The following is a 20,108-nucleotide window of genomic DNA, read 5'->3' on the forward strand; positions in this document are numbered from 1 at the left end:
GTAGGGATATGTAGCCAGCCTGGCGTGGTGGACCCCGAAAATAGTCGAGACCCACCAAACGGAAGCCCTGTGGACGCCGCCGGTAGGTCAGCGGTCACGATCCGGCGTCGATCACCGGAACCGTTGGTGGACACTGGTGGCGCACACGCAGCCCCTGGAGGAACCGAATGGCCTTCACCCCGCAGTCCTGGCCGGGCCGGGTCATCCCGGCGGACCGGGAGCAGGTCGAGCTGGCCACCAGGAAGCTGTTCGGCGAGGTCTTCCCAGGTCACCCGGTGACCTCGGAGGCCATCGCGATCCTCAACCGCTGGTTCGACGCGGGCTGGTGCGTGGACGCGATCAAGGTCGCGCTCGACAACCTCCCGGAGGGCCAGGAGGGCTTCCAGCCCCGGCGGGGTGACCGGGAGTCGCCGGAGGACTTCCTGGTCCGGCGGTTGCGGAAGTGGTTCCGCGATTCGGACGACGACTTCGAGCGCAACGCGCGGCTGGCACCACCCCGGGCAGGGCAGTCGCTGGACATGCACCTGCGGCTCAAGCGCCAGCAGCAGATCAACGACGGGCTCGTCTCCCGACCACGGACGTTGTCCGCAGCCGGGCAGCAGGCCCGCGAGCAGGTGCGGGAGCGCGCGGGCAAGGGACGTCCGGACGCGATCGCCCGCGCACGCGCCAGGGACGCGCGCGTGCAGCGAGCGATGGACGCGCTCGACGTCGACGTGCCGCCCGCCCACGCCGAGAACGGCCCGAGCGCTCCGGACGATCGACGCGGGTCGCAGATGGTGGCCGCGTACGCCGCGCGGACCGCGACGGTCAACAACGACCCGACCGTGCGACGCATCCTCGCCCGCCTCACCGAGGAGCGCCGGCGTCCGAACGCGCAGGAGACCACGATCCTCCGGCGCGCCGTGCGCGGCGCCCAGCAGCGCGCGAGCCTCGGCACCCTAGACGCCGCCACGGCAGATTCCACCAACGCGGTCCTCGGCGAGGACGCGCAGCGCATCCTCACCTACCTCGACCACGCCGTGAGCTCCGGCCTGACCCTGGACCAGACCCTCGCCCTGATGCACACCCAGGTCGACTCCGTGACCGAAAAATCGCAGCCAGATCGGCAGTAGGCCGCCGTTCGCCAGGTCGCCCCTCCGGCCCGAACGGGCACGGAGAAGATCTACAGAATACGAACTCGTTCCGCCATTTCGCAGACAGAGCCTCATGTTCTCACGGTAATGTCCTGACCTCGAAGAGTAACTTCCATGAAGGAAGAGGTCATGACGACTTCGGCTTACACGCCTCAGCCCGCTCCGGTTCAGCCGCGCAACGGAATGGGAACCGCGGCGCTGGTTCTGGGCATCCTCGGTCTGCTGCTGGCCTGGATCCCGATCATCGGGTTCATCGGGTTCATCTTGGGCGCGCTCGCGATCGTCCTCGGAATCATCGGCATCGTGCGGGCCGGCAAGGGGCGTGCGACCAACCTCGTCGTCGCGGCCATCGGCACCGGCCTCGGGGTCGTCGCGCTCATCCTCAGCACCGTCGTGTTCGGGCTGTTCGCCACGGCGGTCAACGAGCAGATCAACGCTCCCGGCTCGGTCATCGGGACCGGCATCACGCGAGGCGACCAAGCTGCCCCGACGGTGATCGCGTTCGGTCAGGGCCACACCTGGAGCGGCGGCGAAACAGTGACCGTGTCCGTCCCTCGCGAGTTCACCCCGGACAACCCGTTCCTTCAGGCACCTTCGGGCAAGCGGTTCGCCTCGGTGGACGTGACGGTCAGGAACGGCACCAGCCAGCCCTACCAGGTGATGATGGCCCAGCTGACCGCGCAGCACTCCGGCCGGGTCGCGCAGGAGAACTTCACCGCCGGGGACCCGCTGCCCAACACCGAGATCCCGCCCGGCGGCGAGGTCACGTTCACCAAGGTCTGGGAGGTCGACCAGCAGCCAGGTGAGCTGCAAGTGTCGGTCAAGCCCAACCCCATCGCCGGTCAGACGGTGTTCTTCAAGGGCCAGTTCTGATCATCGCTGTTGACCACGTGGTGCGTTGAACTTCCAACCCCACCGGCGGAACGGGGTGTTCCAACTGAGACTTCACCCCTTCCTGATGAGTGGTTCCCTCACGGCGGCGAGGTTTCAGCTGGAACCTTCGTCGCGGGGTGGGGCGGTGTTGGAGTCCTCGGCGAGGCGGGGTGAAGTCGGTGATGAGGAGGTTGCGCTCGCAGTCCTGGTCGCGAGGTGGGTGGGTTCGACGTCGACGGGCGCGCGGGATCGCGACGAGGCAGGGCCGTCACCTACCTGGCCTTCCGTGCGCTCCGGCCTGACCCTGGACCAGACCCTCGCCCTGATGCACACCCAGGTCGACTCCGTGACGTCGCGGAGCCGGGACTGATGCGGTTCGCCACTGGCGTTCGAGTGTGCTTGATCCAGTTGTCCAGTTGTCGCAGATCTACCCCGGAAGCCTTCACGACCCCCTAGATTCCGGAGGCGCTGCCAACTTTCGGGAGGACGCGTGACGCACAACCGGATCAACCCAGTGATCAAGCTGCTCATCGCCGCTTTCGCCGTGCTCGGCTTGCTCGGCGGCGGCAGTGCCGTGATCGCCCCGACCGCCACGGCCGCGGTCGCGCAGGCCTGCGAGGTCAAGGGGTGCGACGAGGCTCGCAGCTCGAACGAGATATGGGCCTCGCTGAACTACCCGTCGGAGCGCGGCTGGGTCGACTGGCCGGACGGGCAGTGCAACTTCGCCGGCGGCACCTACAACAACTACGAAGGCCAGCTCCCCGAGGGCCACGACTACCTCGAATTCGACGTGACGCCGCGCGAGTGCGGCGCCCAGCGCCAGGCCTACCGCCTGGTCCTGGACACGACCACCAACGAGGTGTACTTCTCCCCCGACCACTACGGCACCTTCCACCTGCTGTGATCGGCAGGCCGACCGTCCATCGGGTGAGTCCGGTGGACGGTCGGCCTGCGTAGAGCACCGACGACGTCCGCCGTTGCCTGCCTCGCAGACGACTTCGACCACGCTGCCGTCGAGGTCCAACAGGACGGCGACCTTGGCCTCGTTCGTTCTTCCTCGCTCGGGTCAGGGAGCGAGCAGCTGCGCGAATCCCTGCACGGCAGCCGCGCAGACCAGCAGCGCGACGATGACCAGGACCAGGTTCTCCTTCCAGGTGTTGACGTGCTCGCCCATGATCCGGCGCTTGTTCAGCATCACGATCAGGCCGATCACGATGATCAGCAGGAACGGGGAGGTCAGCACGTGCGAGATCACCACGAGCACGACGAAACCCGGTGCGGCGGGCAGGGACCAGACGATCGCGGCCAAGCCCCACACGACCATCACCTCGTAGAAGCCGTCCTCGCGCGGGTCGTCACCGACCCGCTCCCTGCGGCCCGGCCGAACCGCGTGCAGGGCTTCGACGCTCATCTTGCTCAACGCGAACAGGGAGCCCGCCACCGTCGTCCACGCCGCGCCCAGCAAGCCCAGGTAGAACAGGTAGGTGCCGATCGGGCCGATCGCTGTGCCCAGAGCTCCCGCGATGTCGGAGGCCTCGTCGACTCCCTCACCGGTGCTCAGCACCTCCGCCCCCAGCGCCCAGACGCACACGCCGAGGAACAGCACCACGAACGAACCGAACAGCAGGTCGTACTGCTGGACACGGCGGTAGGCCGGGGTCACCCAGCCCTTCTCCCGCAGGAACTGCGGGTAGAACAGGTTGGCCATCGAGCCGAGCGTGGCCAGGACCAGGCTCGACGCCACCAGCGACGAGTCGAACAGGCCGCTCTGCGACGGCAGCTCGAAGGCGAATCCGCGCACCAGTTCGGGCCAGTTGACGCCCACCATGACGACGCCGACGACGAACGCGCCCACCATCACCGCGAGCACGACCTTGAAGGTGTTCTCCAGGACTCCGTAAGCCCCCCGGAAGGTCACCACGAACACCGAGATCGCGCCGATGACCGACCACCAGAACGGCGGCAGCCCGCCGAACAGCCCGTGCAGCGCCACGCCCACACCGCTGAAGCTGAAGGCCAGCAGCAGGTGCGTGTAGAGCACGAAGGAGATCAGCATCAGCCACCCGAAGACCGGGTGCGTTCGGGCGAAACCGCGCACGATGCTGGAATCGTTCTGCACGTTGTAGAGCGGGTACTTCGCGAGGCTGTTGACGAACAGGAAGCGGAAGACCAATGACAGCGGCAGCACCCACAGCAGCGCGTAGCCGTAGTTGCCGCCGGCCACCGAGTTGTCGATGAGGTCGCCGGTTCCGACCCAGCTGAGCGCGATGACGATGCCCGGCCCGAAGGACCGCAGGTACCCCATGAACGATGTCGGTGGTGGCGCGGCGGTTGCGTCGGCGGAGGTGGTGTTGAGCGACCTGGATTTGACCACGAGAGGCTCCTTCGCCCTTGCCAGCCCGCGACGCGCCTCGTCAGGCGTGCATCGGAGTCCGTCGGCTCGGAGGCTTCGACCGCGCCTCCACCGGCTGGCGAATGTCGTAGTGCCCTGAATCACCCGGCATGAGCGAATTGACGCTAAATGCCCGGACAATGCATGTCCAACATCCATTCGGCATTCACCGATACCCAGATAGCATCGGAGCTGCCGACGGAGCGACATGGCGTTGTCATCGAACAGTCTTGCTCCGAACCGTCCTCGATCGTCGTCCCTCATGCCCTGACAGTTCGATCCCAGAACTGCGCGCTTCCCAGAAACTGCGCGAACCCGGGGAAATCGGGGAACTTCGCGGCGCCCGGAATATTTCCGAATCCGGGTACCTTGTGGAGTCGTGCCCGCTTCGTCTTCCGGTGTTGGGCTGCGCTCCGAGCGCGGCCCGATCCTGCTCGCGCTGATGTTGTCCACGGCCCTGGTGGCGCTGGACGCGACGATCATCGCCACCGCGTCGTCCACGATCGCCCGCGATCTCGGCAGCTTCGCTCAGGTCCCGTGGTTGTTCTCCGCCTACCTGCTCGCGCAGGCGGTGAGCACGCCGCTGTTCGGCAGGCTCGCCGACGTGCTCGGCCGCAAGCGCCTGATGCTCGCGGGAGTCGGGTTCTTCCTGGTCGGGTCGGTGCTGTGCGGTGCGGCCTGGTCGATGCCCGCGCTGATCGTCGGGCGGGTGCTGCAGGGGCTGGGCGCGGGCGCGGTGATGCCCGTCTCGCTGACGATCGCCGCCGACATCTACACGCTCGAGGAGCGGGCGAAGACGCAGGGATACCTGGCCTCGGTGTGGGCGATCTCGTCGGTCGTCGGCCCGACGCTGGGCGGTGTGTTCAGCGAGTTCATCAGCTGGCGCTGGATCTTCTGGATCAACCTGCCGCTGTGCTTCGCGGCCGCGGCGATGCTGGTGCTCAAGTACCACGAGTCCGCGCGTGGAGGCGACCGCGAGCCGATCGACCACCTCGGAGCCGCGCTGCTCACCGGCGGCAGCACGCTCGTGCTGCTCGGCCTGCTCGAAGGCGGCACCAGCTGGGCGTGGATGTCGGTGCCGTCGGTGCTGATCTTCGTGACGGCAGTGCTGCTGCTCGCGGCGTTCGCCGCGCACGCGCTGCGCTCGGCGCACCCGATCCTGGACCTGCGACTGCTGCGCCGCCGCGTGATCGGCGTTCCCACGGCCGTCGCGCTGCTGGTGGGCGTGATCGTGCTGGGCCTGTCCACCTACGTGCCGATCTACGCCCAAGGCGTGCTCGGCGTCGGGCCGCTGATCGCCGGCTTCGCCCTGGCTGCCATGACCGTCGGCTGGCCGCTGGCCGCCACCAACGCCGGGCGCGTGTACCTCAACCTCGGGTTCCGCTACACGTCGATGATCGGTTCGGCCCTCGTGCTCGTGGGCACCGGCTTGACGCTGCTGCTGGGCGAGAACTCGACCGTGTTCATGATCGGGGCCTTCACGTTCGTGGTCGGCCTGGGCATGGGCCTGACCGCTGTGCCGACGCTCATCGCATCGCAGTCTGCTGCCGCGTTCACCGAGCGCGGCGCCGTCACCGGCGTCAACATGTTCGCCCGCTCGCTGGGCTCGGCGGTGGGCGTGGCGGTCTGCGGAGCCATCGTCAACGCCCGCACCACCGTCGGCCCCGACGGCACCCCAGCAGGACCAGGCCTGATGGCAGCGGTGCACGTCGTCTTCGGCCTGCTGTTCCTCATCGCCGCAGCTCTCGTGGTCCTGGCGTTCCTCATGCCCGCCGACCACCCGAAGCGCCACACCGCGCAGGTCGAACACCCCGACGAAGCCGCCACGACGGTCTGACCCGTCAGAGCATCCGCACGACCGAGTCCAGGCGGTCTTCGGTCCTGGACGAGGGCATGGTCGCCGCGTGGCGCTGCGCCCGCTCCACGACGTCGCGCGCGGCGTCCAGGTCACCGGTCCTCGCATGGGATTCGGCCAGCCACGTCAGGTACAGCGCCACTTCCCTGGCGTGCTCGGCCGGGTAGGTCGCGACGGCGTTGGCCAGGGCTCGGCGTCGGCGGGACGGCTCGGTTTCGATCACGCACCGCCCGGCCATGACGTCGATCTCCGCCTGGTTGAGCCAGTGGACCCACTCCGGCTCGGACCCGGCACCGCCTCGGCGGTCGTACGAGTCGTTCACGGCGTCCAACGCGCGCCAGGTGCCCTCGGCGTCTCCGCCTTCGCCGAGGCCCACGCCAGGCGCTCCAGCAGGAGCGCGCGCACCACCGTCGACGCACCCTCGGCGCCTCGAACCGCCGTCCGCGCCAAAAGCGCGGCGTCACGCCGTTTCCCGACATTGGCGAGTTGATAGCTCAAGCTGGACAACAGCTGCGCACCCAGCACGCGATCGCCCGCCGCCTCGGAGGCATCCGCGCCCGACAGGTAGAACCGCTGCGCGTCGGCACAACGGCCCGCGTCACTGGCGACCCACCCCGCGAGCTGCGCGAGTTCCCCGAAGGCCGAGAACAGCCGCCGCCCCACCTGCTCGCGAACTCGCCGAGCCCACCAGCGCCTCGAAAGGTTGGCGCGACGAGACCAGCCGTGCCTACGACGGGCCGATCGTGCTCTGCTGCCTTCCCCCACGAGGTGGTACTGCCGACCAGCATGCGCACGAGGGACGTCGCGCTCGGTACTCGTGCTCGACAACGATTTCGAGCACACGAAAATCGGTGGGAAGTTCACGGCGACCGCTGCTACTTTCTCGGAGGCCGTGTTCGAGTTGAGGAGGTGGTACCCGTGGACGTTGTGACGTGGGTGCTCCTCTTCGGGGTCACGGTCGGGCGATAGGTCGTCCGGGAGCGCCGTTGGTGAGCTCTTCGAAAGGCACGACCATGCGCTTCACTTCTGATCAGCGCCTCGACGACGGTGTCGTCGAGCGCGGTTTCACCCTCGGCGAGATTCCCGGCATCCTGTGGACGCCTGAATCCGGGTCCGGACCGTTGATCCTGATGGGCCACCCCGGTGGGGTGGACGGCATGTCCCCGCGACTGGCAAGCCGGGCGCGGCTCTCCGTGGGCCAGGGCTTCACCGCGGCGACCATCGAGCTGCCCGGGAGCGGTGACCGGCCGCGTTCCGCTGAGGCCGACGAGGCGCGCGCCGAGCTGCGTCGGGCGTTGGCGGCCGGCGAGCCCGTGGACGAGATCGTCGAGCGGCTCGTCTCACCACTCGTCGACCAGGCGGTTCCTGAGTGGCAGGCTGCCCTGGACGCTCTCCTCTCGCTGCCCGAGGTCGACGGGCCGGTCGGGTATTCAGGTGGGGTCATCGCCATCGGGATCCGGTTGGCGGTGGTCGAGCCGCGCATCGCGGCAGCAGTGCTCTTCGCCGGGAGTTTCGTGCCCCGCAGCATGTTCGACGAGGCTCGGCGGGTCGCGATCCCGCTGCACGTCCTGCTGCAGTGGGATGACGAGGGCAACGACCGGGAGCAGTCGCTGGAACTGTTCGACGCCTTCGGTTCCGAGGAGAAGTCGCTGCACGCCAACATGGGCGGGCACACCGGTGTCCCACCGTGGGAGGGCGATTCCGCCAACCGCTTCTTCGCCCGGCACCTGAGGAGAACCGCCTGAGCCGCCCGAGGAGGCGGGCTGAACCTCCCGCACTCGCTCCTCGCACGAAAATGAGTCGCTTCCGAGGTCGGCCCGGCCGTACGGTCGGGGCATGGAGGTGCTGTCCGTCAACGTCGGCCGACCTCGGCCCAACCCTTGGAAGAAGGTCAGCACCACCGGCATCGACAAGCGGCCTGTCACCGGCCCGGTGGTTGTCCGCGCACCCGGCCCCAAGGGCACCGGTGCGGTTGGGCTCGCGGGGGATCGGGCGTACGACGTCAAGCACCACGGAGGACCCGACCAGGCCGTCTACGCCTACGCCCGTGAAGACCTGGACGAGTGGCAGGCCGAGCTCAGAAGCCCGGTCCCCCACGGGGCTTTCGGCGAGAACCTGACCACCTGCGGTCTCGACGTGAACGGCGCCCTCATCGGTGAGCGCTGGCGCATCGGCCGGGAGGTCGTCCTGGAGGTGTCCTGCCCTCGGATCCCCTGTGCGACGTTCCAGGGCTGGATGGGGCGTGGCGGCTGGATCGAGCAGTTCATGAGGGCGGCGAAGCCCGGAGCGTATCTGCGCGTGATCGAGCCGGGATACGTCCGGCCCGGCGACTCCGTGGAGATCGTTCACCGTCCCGACCGCAGCGCTACGATCGCCCTCGCGTTCCGCGCGATGACGCTCGAACCTGCTTTGCTGCCGTCGATTCCACGTTCGGCTCGCGAAGCACTCGACTGATCACCCAACTACGCCAGGCCGAGGTCCTTGACGGCTTGCCAGGCCAGTTCGGCTTGGCGTTGTTCGGTGTCCGCCCGGGCGGTGGCGTCGTAGCCGTCGTCGCCCATGTGGCCGGCTTGGTAGCGGGCTCGGACTCCTGCCGTGATGCAGCAGGAGCGCCAGCGCTGGAAGGCGACGTGGAACGGCAGGTCGGAGAGGTCGCGGCGGGTCAGCTCGGCGTAACGGGCGATGAGGTCTTCGCGGGTCGGGAAACCGCCCTCCGCCGTGGGGCCGGGGGTGACGGCCGGGAGGTCGTCGCCGGGTTCTTCCCAGGTGGCGATGAGCCAGCCGAGGTCGGCCAGCGGTTCGCCCAGGGTGGCCAGCTCCCAGTCGAAGACCGCGAGGACCTCGCCGTCGAGGCCGTAGGAGAGGTTCCCGGGACGGAAGTCGCCGTGCACGATGCCGGTGGTCTGCTCGGGCACGTTCGCGACGAGCACGTCGTGCACCTGGTCCAGCAGCGCCAGGTCCGGGGCGCCTGAGACGTGGACCTGCTTCTGCCAGCGCCGCAGCTGACGTTGCAGGTAGCCGTCGCGGCGGGCCACGTCGCCGAGCCCGGCGGCGTCCGGGTCGAGGTTGTGCAGCGCTGCCATGCACTCCACGGTCGCCATCCCCGCCCGGTGCCGAACGGGGAGCGGCATCGGGGCCACCGAGGAGCGGTCGGCGAGCACGATGCCGTCGACGAAGTCCATCACGTAGAACGCGGCCCCGGTGACCTCGGTGTCCTCGCAGTACCCGAGCGGTGCCGGGACGGGGACGCCCGTCCCGTGCAGCGCGGAGATGAACCGCCACTCGCGGCTCATGTCGTGGGCGGTGCTCAGCACTCCCCCGGTCGGCGGCCTGCGCAGGGCGTGCACCACACCGTCGGCGTCGGCGACCCGGTAGGTGAGGTTCGACCTCCCGCCCGAGACCAGCGAGAACTCCACCGGTGCGGGCACGCCGTGCTCGGCCAGCCAGCGGGTGACCGCGTCGCGTTCAATGCCTGGCAGCTCCACCGCGCTCACCCCTGCTGGACGATCTGCTCTCGGAGTCGACGCTTGAGGACCTTGCCCGTCGGCGTGCGCGGCAGCGGGTCCTCGTGCACCACCACGTTCGTTGGAACCTTGAACCCCGCCAATCGATCTCGCACGTGTGCTCGCAATTCCTCGGGATCGACGGGGGTCTTGAGGTTCACCACCGCCGCTACCTCCTCGCCCAGCGTGGCGTGCGGCAGCCCGATGACGGCGACGTCGGCGACCGCCGGATGCTCGTGCAGAGCGGCCTCGACTTCGGCGCAGTAGACGTTCTCGCCGCCCCGGATCACCACGTCCTTGAGACGGTCCACGACGTACACCCACCCGTCGTCGACGTAGCCGAGGTCACCGGTGTGGAACCAGCCGTCGGTGAAGGACTCCGCGGTGGCTTCGGGCAGGTTCCAGTACCCGCGCACGACGCTGGGCCCCCGGAACCACAGCTCGCCGATCTCGCCGTCCGAGAGGTCGTCGCCGGTCGCCGGGTCGACGACGCGGATCTCGGCGCCCGGAACGAGTTTTCCGACGCTGTCGGGGTGCTCTTGGTAGTCCTCGCCGGAGTTGCCGACGACCGTGGAGGTCGTCTCGGTCAACCCGTAGCCGCTGGCCGCGCTGCTGCCGAGCCCGCCGATGCGCTGCACGAGGTCGGGCGGGATCGGAGCGCCGCCCATCGTGACGCCCTCCAGGCCGCGCACCGAATCGCTGTTCTCGACCAGGTCCCGCATCACCGTGGGAACACCGGCGGCGCTGGTCAGATCGTTGTCGCGGATCAGCTTCTCGGCCTGCGCCCGGTCCCAGCGGTACATCGTTGCCAGCTTCGCCCCCGCGAGGGTCGCGAAGCACAGCACGGTGATGCCGGCGATGTGGAACATCGGGAACGTCAGCAGCGCCCCGGGCTGCGGGTCGTTCGAGTCGGGTTCGGGGAAGGTGCCGCCGTTGGCGATGGCCGAACCGACCTTGCGGGTGACGACGGTGTTGAGCAGGTTCGTGACGTGGTTGCGGTGCGTGGCGACCGCTCCCTTGGGGCGTCCGGTGGTGCCGGAGGTGTAGAGGATCGTGGAGTCGTCGTCGGGTTCGATGACGACCGCGGGCGGCTGCACGTCGTCCGGGAACCCGGCGATCAGGTCCGCCCAGGGCCGCACCCCCGGTCCCGGTTCGCCGCCGCGCACCTCGACGACCGGGACGTCGCGGTCGAGCAGCTCCGTGCGCTCGGGGTCGGCGAACACGAGCTTCGCTCCGCTGTCGGTCATGCCGTAGCGCAGCTCGTCGCGCGACCACCAGGCGTTGAGCGGGACGGCGACGAGCCCCGCGACTTGGATGGCCCAGAAGATCGGCACCCACTCCGGGAAGTTGCGCATCGCGATGGCGACGCGGTCGCCGCTGGTCAGCCCGTACTCCTCGCGCAGCGCTCGGGCCAGTCCCGCGACGAGCCGCTGGTGCTCGGTGAAGGTGCAGCGGTGGTCCTCGTAGATGAGGAAGTCGTTGTCGCCGTGGAAGGCGCTGAGCAGGGCGGCATCGCGCAGGGTGCGCAGCGGTTCGGCGTAGACGCGCATGGGTGTTCCGCGCACCACGGCGTCGATCATCTCGAAGTCGCCGCCGGGTCCGATGAGCTCGTCCAGCAGGCGTTCGCGCAGTTCGTCAGACACCGTTGCCTCCCCTGGTCGTTCCCTTGGCGTGCTTCGGGTTGGCGACCGCCAGCCGGTCCCGCACTTGCGACCACAGCAGCGCGGCGACGTCTTCGCCCCACGGGTCGGCCTCGCCCGACCGCAGCGCGGCTGCCAGCGCGGCGCGATCGGCGAATCCCAGCTCGCCCAGCCGATCGCGGTGCCGCCGCTGCTGCTCGGCGCCGAACCGCAGCTCACGTTCCACAGTGGACAGAACGTTCACGGCCACCAGCGACTGGAACCGCATCCTGCCGTCGAAGGCGGTGAGCACCTCGTCGCGCAGGAAGTCCCGCGTCGCGGCGACGAGTTCGGCGGCGGTCGGCCGCCCGTGCAGGTCCGCGAACTCGGACTCCACCTGCGGTTCGGCGGCTGATTCCGGGATTCCCAGCTCGGTGAGCAGGTCGTGCTCCTGCTCGCTCACCCTGCGGCCGATCGCGGCGAGCTCCATCGACGGGCGCGCACCGCTGAGGTGCTGTTCGGCCTGGGCCCGGCAGATCACGCCCCACCTGGCCGTGCCGTAGACCTCCCACCAGCGCACGAGGTCCGGGTCCGGCCGCGTGCCCGCGATCTCGGCGTAGCCGTCGAACAGGTCGTCCGTCGAACCGAAACCGCCCACCGGCAAGGGAGATCCGAAGCGCCAGGCGTTGGTGCACAGCCAGCCCAGGTCCTCCATCGGGTCCCCGACGTGCACGAGCTCCCAGTCCAGCACCGCGCGCAGTCCGATCTCGTCGACGATGAGGTTGCCGTTGCGGAAATCCCCGTGCACCAGGGACCTCCCCGACCCGGTCGGCCGGTTCTCCCGCAGCCAGCGGAAGGCGACCTCCACGGCCGGGATCGGGTCGCCGAGGCCGTCGTGGTCAGCGACGAGCTGTTCCAGCGGGTCTGGCTCCGGGAAGCCCTCCGGCACCGGGATCGAGTGGATGCGCGCGGCGGCCCTGCCGAGCTCGCGGGCCAGTCCGGCGCGCGCGGTGGCGTAGGCGTCCTCCCGCAGCAGGCGCCGGGGAATCGTCTCGCCGTCGACGTGCTCGGTGAGCACGTACGGGGAGCCCAGCACCACTTCGTCGGTGCCGTGGTCGACCAGGTGCGGCACCGGGACCCCGGCGTGTTCAGCCGCTTCGAGCGCCTCCGCTTCCCGTGCCATGCCATCGTGACGGGCCAGACCGGGTGGGTCCCGTCGCAGCACCAAGCGGCCGATGTCGAGCTCGACGAACCACGTCTCCCGGCTCGCCCCGCCGCTGGCCCGCTCCAACCGCGTCACCCGCACCGGGCGCCCCTGGACCTCGCTCAGCCGCTTGGCCAGTCGCTCACCGAGTTCCGCAGCCCTCATGCGCGCCTTCCCGGACCGGCGAAGCCGAACAGGTAGCCCGCGACCTTGCGCATCTGCACCTCTTCGGCGCCCTCGGTGATCCGGTAGCGGCGGTGGTGGCGGTAGATGTGCTCGAACGGTGCGTGCCGGGTGTAGCCGAGCCCGCCGTGCACCTGGATAGCGCGGTCAGCCGCGTCGCACACCAACCGGTTCGCCCGGTAGTTGCACATCGAGACCTTGTCGCTGATCTCGAAGTTCGGCAGGCGGTCCATCTCCCACGCGGTCTTGCGCACCAGCCAGCGCACCATCTCGGCCTCGGTCTGCAACTCCACGAGCGGCCACTGGATGGCCTGCCTGCGGGCCAGCGGCTGGCCGAAGGTGACGCGCTCGCGGGCGTAGTCGACGCTGCGGTCGATGCAGAACTGCGCGGCCCCGACACCAGAGGCGGCCTGGCGGATGCGGTTCTCGTGCACGAAGCACTGCGCCAGCTCCAGACCCCTGCCCTCCTCGCCGAACATCGCCGAGGCAGGCACCCGCACGTCTCGCAGCGACACCTCGGCGTGGTCGGTGGGCATGTTGAAGGTCCACCAGTGGAAGTCCACCGAGAACCCCGGCGTGCTGGTGGGCACGACGAACGCGGTGATGCCCCGGGCATCTCCCGGTTCACCGGAGGTGCGCGCGAAGATCACGTCGTGGGTGGCGGAGTGCATCCCGGAGTTGAAGCGCTTGCCGCCGTTGATGATCCAGTCGTCGCCGTCGCGGACCGCGGTGGTCTCCAGCCAGGTGGCGTCGCTGCCGTGGTCGGGTTCGGTGAGGCCGAAGCCGAGCCGGGCTCCGCCGGTGAGCATCGGTTGCAGGAACTCCTGACGCTGCGCCGCGGTCCCGAACTCCAGCATCATGTGCACGACGGGGAAGTTGCCGACGACCGATGCCTCGTTCTGCAGGTCGTTGTGCAGACCAAGGCCTTTCGCCGCCAGGTGCTCGCGGATCACGGCCATCTCGAAGTTGCCGCCACCACCGCCGCCGACCTCCACCGGCAGCCCGTAGCGCAGCCATCCTGCCGCGTCGGCGCGCCGGGCCATCTCGCGCAGCAGCGCTTCCCACTCGGGGCGGGGCGTGCCACCTGCCTCGAAATCGGTGCGGGCGTACTCCCGCCGGTGGTCGAAGAAGCGCACGTTGTCGTCCTGCTGCTGGAGCGGAACGATCTCCGACTCGATGAACTGGTCGAGCTCACCGAGCAGGGCGACGAGCTCACCGGGCATCGAGAAGTCCATGCAAGCCTCCTTAGCGCCCGTTCAGTGACCTTAAGCACACGTTCCGGCTGGCACAAGAGGGCGTCAGTCGACCAACCACTCGCCGGTGAACTGCGGTTCGGTCTTGTTCACGAAGGCCCGGAACGCCGCGGGCGCGTCGGCGGTCGCGAAGTTGACCGACTGGGCCCGGGCCTCGGATTCCAGCGCTTCGCGGAACGTCTGCTGACCTGCGGCGTTGAGCATGGCCTTGCTCTGCGAGATCGCCACCGGAGCCCCGCACGCGAGCGTGTCGGCGAGGTTGTCGACGAAGTTGTCCAGCTCGTCGTCGCCCTTCACCCAGGTGACCAGCCCGAGCTCGCGGGCCTCCTCGGCGCCGATGATCTCGCCGAGCAGCGCCAACCGCTTGGCCTGCTGCAGACCGACCAGGCGAGGCAGCAACCAGGAGCCGCCGAAGTCCAGCGACAGGCCGCGCTTGGCGAAGATCTGCGAATACCGGGCGTCCGGTGTCGAGACCAGCAGGTCGCAGCCCAGCGCCAGGTTCCAGCCCGCCCCCACCGCGACGCCGCGCACCTTGGCGATCACCGGCTTCGACAGCTCGTGCAACGTCAGCGCCACGTCGTTGACCCGGTGCATGCGGCTCAGCGGATGCCCGCCCCGGTCGGCGGAGAGGTCGGCACCGGCGCAGAAGTCCCCACCGGCCCCGGTCAGCACCACGGCCCGCACGGCGTCGTCGAGCTCCGCGCTGCGCAATGCCTCGTGGAGCGCATCCCAGGTCGGCGGGTCGATGGCGTTCTTGCGCTGCGGCCGGTTCAGCGTCAACGTCAGCACGGGCCCACGCTGCTCCGCCAGAACGGTGTCACTGTCCACTGTGCTCACACGCCCTCCGCCGAACTCCGATGCACTTATCGATCGCTAAGTTAACACCCGGAACTCGAAAACGTAACCAACCACAACGGGGCATTCGCTCGTCGACCATCCGGCGACCGACGAGCTGACACCACCCGGAGCGCGCGAACCCGCCGCCGAGTCCGGTCAGGTCAAGCATCGCCTCTACGGCGACCTCGCCGCTGCGATGACCGGGGCGAGGTTCGTCGGTTGGACGATGCGGGGCATTCGGACATGGCTGGAGCAGGGCTGATGCCGTGGTTCGGGCGGTTCGCGATGTGGTGTGACTAGCGGGCGATGCCCGTGCCGACGAGGGTGGTGGCGTCGAGCTCGGCCAGGCCCACCTCGTCGAGGCGGGTGAGGTAGCGGTCCCGGACTCGGGCGACCTGATCGGGGTCGAGGCCGCTGAGGACGCCCCGGTAGCCGGAGCCGAGGACGAGCAGCCAGGCGACCTCGGGTGTCATCAACAAGCTCCGCTCGTGCACAGCGACGTCCACTTCGGACAGGCCGAGGTCGTTCAGCCAGCTGGCGAACGTGTCCGGCTGGTTGATGCGGTCGCCGGGACGCTTCGGCCGCTCGCCGGGCGGCTCGGCACCGGCCGCCTCCGCGACGGCGAGGGCGAGCTGCCTTCCCGCCGGGTCCATCGCACCACGACGCCAGATCGTGAACGCGACCCGGCCTCCCGGCCTGGCCGTCCCGATGAGGTGCCTGGTGCCGGCTTCCACGTCAGGGAAGAAGAAGATGCCCAGCGCCGACTGGACGAGGTCGTACCCGGAACCGCCCCAGCTGGTGACGTCGGCCTCGTGGGTCTTCAGCTGCGACAGCCCGGCGGCCCGTTCGCGCAGCTCGGCGATCATCGGGCCGTGCCGACCTCGCCCTGTCGTGCCATGGCCGCTCCTCCTTCAGCCCTGGCGAACCTTGTAGCGCGGGGTCTTCTTGTTGATCACGAAGGTCTTTCCGTGCCGGCGGATCACCTGAGCCCCGGGCTTCTGCTTCAACGACTTCAACGACTTGCGCACCTTCACCGTTCCACGACCTTCCTCCAGAGCGACGCACTCCACCCTATCGAAAATGACAACCATTGTCATCACAACAACCAGGTCCCGGTTCCCATGGAACTCAGGTACCGGAGTTCCACTGAAATCGGGTGCCGGAGTTCCACTGAAATCCGGGGCCGGATCACCGTCGGTGACCTCGGTGTGGGTGGTTCTGGTGCGAACCGTCCGGGCAGAACCGGCATTGATCATGGGCGGGTCGGACCAGAACCGCCCCCTGGACACTCGTGCCGAACGGGCGCGGATGGCTCCGGGCGTTGTTCACGATCACCTGGCGCCTGCGGCGGTAGCATCTGCGGCGTGCTGGACCAGGTGCGCTTCGTCTTTCGGGTGCGTCCTGGAACCTCATGACGGCGCCGGACGCGGAGGAGACCACGTGACCGCACCGACGGACGTACTGCGTCTCGTCACCGAAGCCCGCCCGAAGCTCGAAGGCAACCGCGAGAGCAACGACCGGCTGCGCAGGCTCAGCGACGAGACGGTCTCCTGCCTCGTCGACACCGGAGTGATGCGAGCGCTGGTGCCCGCGCGCTTCGGCGGTGGGGAGTGCTCGCTGCGCACCGCGATCGACGCGACGTGCGAGGTCGCGAAAGCCGACCCCTCCGCCGGGTGGGTGGTGATGATCCTCGGCTCCGGCGCGTTCCTCAGCGGGATGTTCCCGCCGCTCGCGCAGGAGGAGGTCTACGCCGACGGTCCCGACACCCGCGTGTGCACCGTGCTCGCACCGAAGTCCACGGCGCGGGCGGTCGACGGCGGCTGGCTGCTGACCGGGCGCTGGGGCCCGGCCTCCGGATGCCTGCACTCGCAGTGGGCGATGATCGGATTCCCCGGCGTCGACGGCGATGCGTCCCTCGCGCTGGTCCCGATGGCGGAACTGGCCGTCGAGGACACCTGGTTCACCACCGGCATGCGTGCCACCGGCAGCAACCTGCTCGTCGGGAGCGACGTGTTCGTCCCCGAGCACCGGGTCCTGCGGTTCGCCTCCGCCATCCGCGGCCGGTTCCCCGCGGGGCGCCCGGCGGAGTCCCGCTACCGCTCAGCGCTGATGTCCACGCTGGCGACCTACATGATCGCGCCCTACCTCGGGATGGCCTCCGCCGCGCTGGACCACGTCGTGGCAGGCGCCGACACCAAGGGCATCGCGTTCACCCACTACGAGCGCCAGCGCGACTCCACGGCGTTCCAGCTGGCCGTCGCCGACGCCTCGATGAAGATCGACCTGGCCCAGCTGATCGCGGAGAACTCCGCCTCCGTCGTCGACGGCCACGCCGACGCCGGTACCTTCCCCGACGACCTCACCAGGGCCAGGATCCGCCAGCACACCGGCCACGCCGCGCAGCTGTGCCGGCAGGCGGTCGACGACCTCGTCACCGCGCACGGCGCCGCGGCGTTCTCCGAGACGAGCCCGCTGCAGGCGCACGTGCGCGACATCCACACCGCATCGCGGCACGCCGTGGCCAATCCTGCCTCGTGCGCCGAGGTCTTCGGCCGCGCGCTGCTGGGCGTCGAGCCGAACATCACCGACATGATCTGACGCGATCAGGCTTCGACGTACGGGATCGTTTGCGGGCCTTCGGGGAGGACGCAGACGCGGGCCTGCGGTCCCCTCGCGGCGAGCTCCTCGGCGACCGCGGTGGCGATGTCGTCGATCCGGTGGAGGTGGGCCGTGCGGAGCTGCGCGTCGGTGAGGTCGGTGGTGTGCACGCCGACGCGGGCGGTGGCGAGCACGCGGGCGAGGGCCTGCACCTGCCACTGGTCCGGGACGGTTTCGGCCCTCCCGGAGATGGTGCGCAACAGCGCTTCGGGCGTGGGTTCGGATGCCAGGACTTCGCGGAACGAGCCGTGATCGGGGAAGCCGTCGCTGCACTCGGCCGCGCAGATGATCAACCCGCCCGGCTTGACGACGGTCGCGGCGGCGGTCATGCCCTTGACCGCTTGGTAGACGTTCTGGTCGAGCGGATACCCGGAGTTGGTGGTGACCACGACGTCGTAGCGCTGCGGAACGGGACGCATCGACAGCTCGCGCACCACCTCGCGGGCGGCGGCGTGCATCGGGAGCAGGTCTCCACCGAATGCCTCGACGATCCGCTGCTCGCGGTTGAGCACCACGTCGAAGGCGTAGTCCACGCCGGTGCCCTCCGCGATGGCGCGGACGTCGTCGTGAACCGGGTTGCCCTCGCAGACCGCCCAGGTCGCACGCGGGCTGGCGATGCGCGCCGCGTCGTGCAGCGTGAGCACGGTGTCCAGTCCGGCCAGCCCCGGGGCGACGAGCTTGGGGCCACCGCTGAAACCCGCGAAGAAGTGCGGTTCGACGAAGCCGGTGGTGATCCGGACGTCGGCCTCCACCCAGTGCCGGTTGAGCGACACCGGCACGCCGTCGCCGAAAGTTCCGAGCGCGCAGAGCACTTCGGGGTCTCGGCAGTCGTGGTTGATGATGCGCATGGTCTCGACGAGCTCGTCTCCGAGCATGGCCCGCAGCTCCGAGTCGGTGTTGCCCCGGTGCGTCCCGGTGGCCACGAGCAGCGTGAAGTCCTCCCGCGTCGCGATGCCCTCCAGCTCGGCCAGCAGGGCGCGCACCATCGCCTCGCGGGGCTGCGGCCGGGTCGCGTCGCAGAGCGACACCGCGATCCGCTGGCCAGGCCGCACCCGTTCCCGCAGCGGGGGACCGGCGACCGGTTCGACGAGCGCTCGGCGCAGCGCCGCCGCCGCGTCGGGTGCCGCCGGCGGGTGGGCGGGCGCGACCACGGTCGTGCGCTCGGACGGCAGCTCGACGGTGAGCCCCGTCCTGCCGTAGGCCAGCTCAACGGACAACGTCTCCGGCATTCATCGCTCCAGGTCCACTCGGGTCTCCCCCCGATCTTGACCCAGCGAACGGCGCAGCGGGCAGACCCGCCTCCTCGGCTGTTCCCGCACCCGACACCGAAATCCCCACCCATTCGGAGCATTTCATTCCAGCTCGCCGATGATCCGGAACAATTTGCTCCGCTATTGCGTCCTAGGCGCCGGATAAGCGCAGCTCAGAATCCCCGAGAAGACTGTTCGGGACTTTTCGCAACGGACGATCTGCAACCGCTTGCGCCGCCCCGATGTGCGCTGGCTCTCGCGGATCAATCCTGTTAAGTTAGCCTTGCCTTTGTTAGCGTTTCTGCTCGTAGCTTTGCCTTTCGGTCGTCGATCTGAGGAGAAACGTGGCCGTCGACACCCAGACCGAATCCGTAATCGGGTCGGTTCTCGAATGCGTGGGGAACACCCCTGCTGTCGCGATGAACCGGCTCTTCCCTCAAACCGATGTCGAGGTGATCGCGAAGCTCGAACTGATGAACCCCGGCGGGAGCATGAAAGACCGGTCCGCACGGCACATCATCGAATCCGGGTTGCGCAGCGGTTCGATCCGGCGCGGGACCCACCTGGTGGAGAGCAGCTCCGGCAACTTCGGGATCGCGCTGGCCATCGCCGCGCGCATCCACGGGCTGCGGTTCACGTGCGTGCTGGATCCGAAGGCCGTGCCCGCCAACGTGTCGATCCTCCGGCACCTGGGCGCGGAGGTGGAGATGGTCGACCAGCCGGACGAGACCGGCGGCTACCTGCACACCCGAATCCTCCGCGTGCAGGAGATCGTGGCGAACTCTCCCGGCGCGATCTGGATCAACCAGTACGCCAACGACCGCAACTGGCAGGCGCACTACCACGGCACCGGCGACGAGCTGAGCCGTCAGCTCGACGGACCGCCGTCCTACTTGTTCGGGGCGGTCAGCACCACCGGCAGCTTGCTGGGCTGCTCGCGACGGCTGCGGGAGAACTTCCCCGAGATGCGGGTGGTCGCGGTGGACGCCGTCGGCTCGGTGATCTTCGGCGGCCCACCCGGACAGCGCGACGTGCCGGGAATCGGCGCCAGCCGGGTCCCGGAGCTGTTCAGCCCCGACGAGATCGACGAAGTGGTGCACGTCAACGACTTCGAGGCCGCCGTGGGCTGCCGCGAACTGCTCGCCACCGAGGGGATCTTCGCCGGCGGGTCCACCGGAGCGGTGGTCGCCGCCGTGCAGCGCACGCTGCCGCGACTCCCCCGCCCGTGCCGGGTGGTGGCGGTGTTCCCGGATCGCGGGGACCGCTACCTCGACCTGATCTACAACGACGACTGGTTCGACGCCGCCCGCCGGCGCTGCGCGAACTGACCAGAACACCGCAACACGAA

19 protein-coding genes are annotated in these 20,108 nt (G+C 69.2%); 8 read left to right on the forward strand and 11 right to left on the reverse strand.

Going from position 1 to position 20,108, the window contains the following annotated elements; genetic code table 11:
• The first annotated feature begins 167 nt into the window (after nucleotides 1-167).
• The 3 genes from E1161_RS16660 (at nucleotide 168) to E1161_RS16670 (ending at nucleotide 2,910) form a co-directional block, all read left to right on the forward strand.
• Entirely contained in the window at nucleotides 168-1,112 is a 945-nt protein-coding gene (locus tag E1161_RS16660) for a hypothetical protein (protein WP_132624274.1), read from the forward strand.
• A gap of 150 nt (nucleotides 1,113-1,262) precedes the next feature.
• A complete protein-coding gene (locus E1161_RS16665) occupies nucleotides 1,263-2,006 on the forward strand; it encodes a DUF4352 domain-containing protein (protein WP_132624276.1) in 744 nt (247 codons plus the stop codon).
• A 490-nt stretch (nucleotides 2,007-2,496) separates the two neighbouring features.
• Nucleotides 2,497-2,910: a ribonuclease domain-containing protein gene (locus E1161_RS16670; RefSeq protein WP_132624278.1), complete on the forward strand. Its 414-nt coding sequence runs from the start codon at nucleotides 2,497-2,499 to the stop codon at nucleotides 2,908-2,910.
• 162 nt (nucleotides 2,911-3,072) lie between these two features.
• Here the strand turns inward: E1161_RS16670 and E1161_RS16675 are convergent, their stop codons facing one another.
• Nucleotides 3,073-4,380 (reverse strand): Nramp family divalent metal transporter, encoded by a 1,308-nt coding sequence (locus E1161_RS16675; protein WP_165939826.1) that lies wholly within the window; start codon nucleotides 4,378-4,380, stop codon nucleotides 3,073-3,075.
• 397 nt (nucleotides 4,381-4,777) lie between these two features.
• Here E1161_RS16675 and E1161_RS16680 point away from each other — a divergent pair, with 397 nt between their 5' ends.
• Nucleotides 4,778-6,235, forward strand: a complete 1,458-nt coding sequence (locus E1161_RS16680) for an MDR family MFS transporter (RefSeq protein ID WP_235875082.1) — start codon at nucleotides 4,778-4,780, stop codon at nucleotides 6,233-6,235.
• 4 nt (nucleotides 6,236-6,239) lie between these two features.
• Here E1161_RS16680 and E1161_RS27655 read toward each other — a convergent pair whose 3' ends face one another.
• On the reverse strand, nucleotides 6,240-6,629 hold the full coding sequence (locus E1161_RS27655) for a hypothetical protein (protein ID WP_207920274.1): 390 nt from the start codon (nucleotides 6,627-6,629) through the stop codon (nucleotides 6,240-6,242).
• On the reverse strand, nucleotides 6,572-6,916 hold the full coding sequence (locus tag E1161_RS27660) for a hypothetical protein (protein ID WP_207920275.1): 345 nt from the start codon (nucleotides 6,914-6,916) through the stop codon (nucleotides 6,572-6,574). Before E1161_RS27660 ends, E1161_RS27655 begins: the two co-directional genes overlap by 58 nt.
• Nucleotides 6,917-7,266: 350 nt before the next feature.
• On the opposite strand from E1161_RS27660, the gene E1161_RS16690 reads away from it, so the two are divergent.
• Nucleotides 7,267-7,998 (forward strand): dienelactone hydrolase family protein, encoded by a 732-nt coding sequence (locus tag E1161_RS16690; protein WP_132624330.1) that lies wholly within the window; start codon nucleotides 7,267-7,269, stop codon nucleotides 7,996-7,998.
• A 91-nt stretch (nucleotides 7,999-8,089) separates the two neighbouring features.
• Nucleotides 8,090-8,707, forward strand: coding sequence for an MOSC domain-containing protein (locus E1161_RS16695; RefSeq protein ID WP_132624284.1), 618 nt, complete (start codon nucleotides 8,090-8,092; stop codon nucleotides 8,705-8,707).
• Nucleotides 8,708-8,715: 8 nt separating this feature from the next.
• On the opposite strand, the gene E1161_RS16700 is transcribed toward E1161_RS16695, so the two are convergent.
• From E1161_RS16700 to E1161_RS16730, 7 genes are all read right to left on the reverse strand, one after another.
• Nucleotides 8,716-9,738, reverse strand: coding sequence for a phosphotransferase family protein (locus tag E1161_RS16700; RefSeq protein ID WP_235875083.1), 1,023 nt, complete (start codon nucleotides 9,736-9,738; stop codon nucleotides 8,716-8,718).
• A 5-nt stretch (nucleotides 9,739-9,743) separates the two neighbouring features.
• The gene (locus E1161_RS16705; RefSeq protein WP_132624288.1) at nucleotides 9,744-11,399 is read right to left on the reverse strand and encodes a class I adenylate-forming enzyme family protein; all 1,656 of its coding nucleotides are present in this window, start codon (nucleotides 11,397-11,399) and stop codon (nucleotides 9,744-9,746) included.
• The gene (locus tag E1161_RS16710) at nucleotides 11,392-12,744 is read right to left on the reverse strand and encodes a phosphotransferase family protein (RefSeq protein ID WP_132624290.1); all 1,353 of its coding nucleotides are present in this window, start codon (nucleotides 12,742-12,744) and stop codon (nucleotides 11,392-11,394) included. The genes E1161_RS16705 and E1161_RS16710 overlap by 8 nt, the downstream gene beginning before the upstream one ends.
• Entirely contained in the window at nucleotides 12,741-13,997 is a 1,257-nt protein-coding gene (locus E1161_RS16715; RefSeq protein ID WP_132624292.1) for an acyl-CoA dehydrogenase family protein, read from the reverse strand. The genes E1161_RS16710 and E1161_RS16715 overlap by 4 nt, the downstream gene beginning before the upstream one ends.
• A gap of 63 nt (nucleotides 13,998-14,060) precedes the next feature.
• Nucleotides 14,061-14,852, reverse strand: coding sequence for an enoyl-CoA hydratase/isomerase family protein (locus tag E1161_RS16720; protein WP_132624294.1), 792 nt, complete (start codon nucleotides 14,850-14,852; stop codon nucleotides 14,061-14,063).
• Between the two features lie 296 nt (nucleotides 14,853-15,148).
• Complete coding sequence (locus E1161_RS16725; protein WP_132624296.1) at nucleotides 15,149-15,718, reverse strand: class I SAM-dependent methyltransferase; 570 nt, start codon at nucleotides 15,716-15,718, stop codon at nucleotides 15,149-15,151.
• A 45-nt stretch (nucleotides 15,719-15,763) separates the two neighbouring features.
• The gene (locus E1161_RS16730; protein WP_132624332.1) at nucleotides 15,764-15,886 is read right to left on the reverse strand and encodes a ribosomal protein bL36; all 123 of its coding nucleotides are present in this window, start codon (nucleotides 15,884-15,886) and stop codon (nucleotides 15,764-15,766) included.
• 406 nt (nucleotides 15,887-16,292) lie between these two features.
• On the opposite strand from E1161_RS16730, the gene E1161_RS16735 reads away from it, so the two are divergent.
• A complete protein-coding gene (locus tag E1161_RS16735; RefSeq protein ID WP_235875084.1) occupies nucleotides 16,293-17,450 on the forward strand; it encodes an acyl-CoA dehydrogenase family protein in 1,158 nt (385 codons plus the stop codon).
• A 5-nt stretch (nucleotides 17,451-17,455) separates the two neighbouring features.
• Here E1161_RS16735 and larA read toward each other — a convergent pair whose 3' ends face one another.
• A complete protein-coding gene (gene larA / locus E1161_RS16740; RefSeq protein ID WP_132624300.1) occupies nucleotides 17,456-18,739 on the reverse strand; it encodes a nickel-dependent lactate racemase in 1,284 nt (427 codons plus the stop codon).
• A 365-nt stretch (nucleotides 18,740-19,104) separates the two neighbouring features.
• Here larA and sbnA point away from each other — a divergent pair, with 365 nt between their 5' ends.
• Complete coding sequence (sbnA, locus tag E1161_RS16745) at nucleotides 19,105-20,088, forward strand: 2,3-diaminopropionate biosynthesis protein SbnA (RefSeq protein ID WP_132624302.1); 984 nt, start codon at nucleotides 19,105-19,107, stop codon at nucleotides 20,086-20,088.
• Nucleotides 20,089-20,108: the final 20 nt, after the last annotated feature.

Origin of the sequence: Saccharopolyspora aridisoli (genome assembly GCF_004348445.1) — a bacterium.
GTDB lineage: Bacteria > Actinomycetota > Actinomycetes > Mycobacteriales > Pseudonocardiaceae > Saccharopolyspora > Saccharopolyspora aridisoli.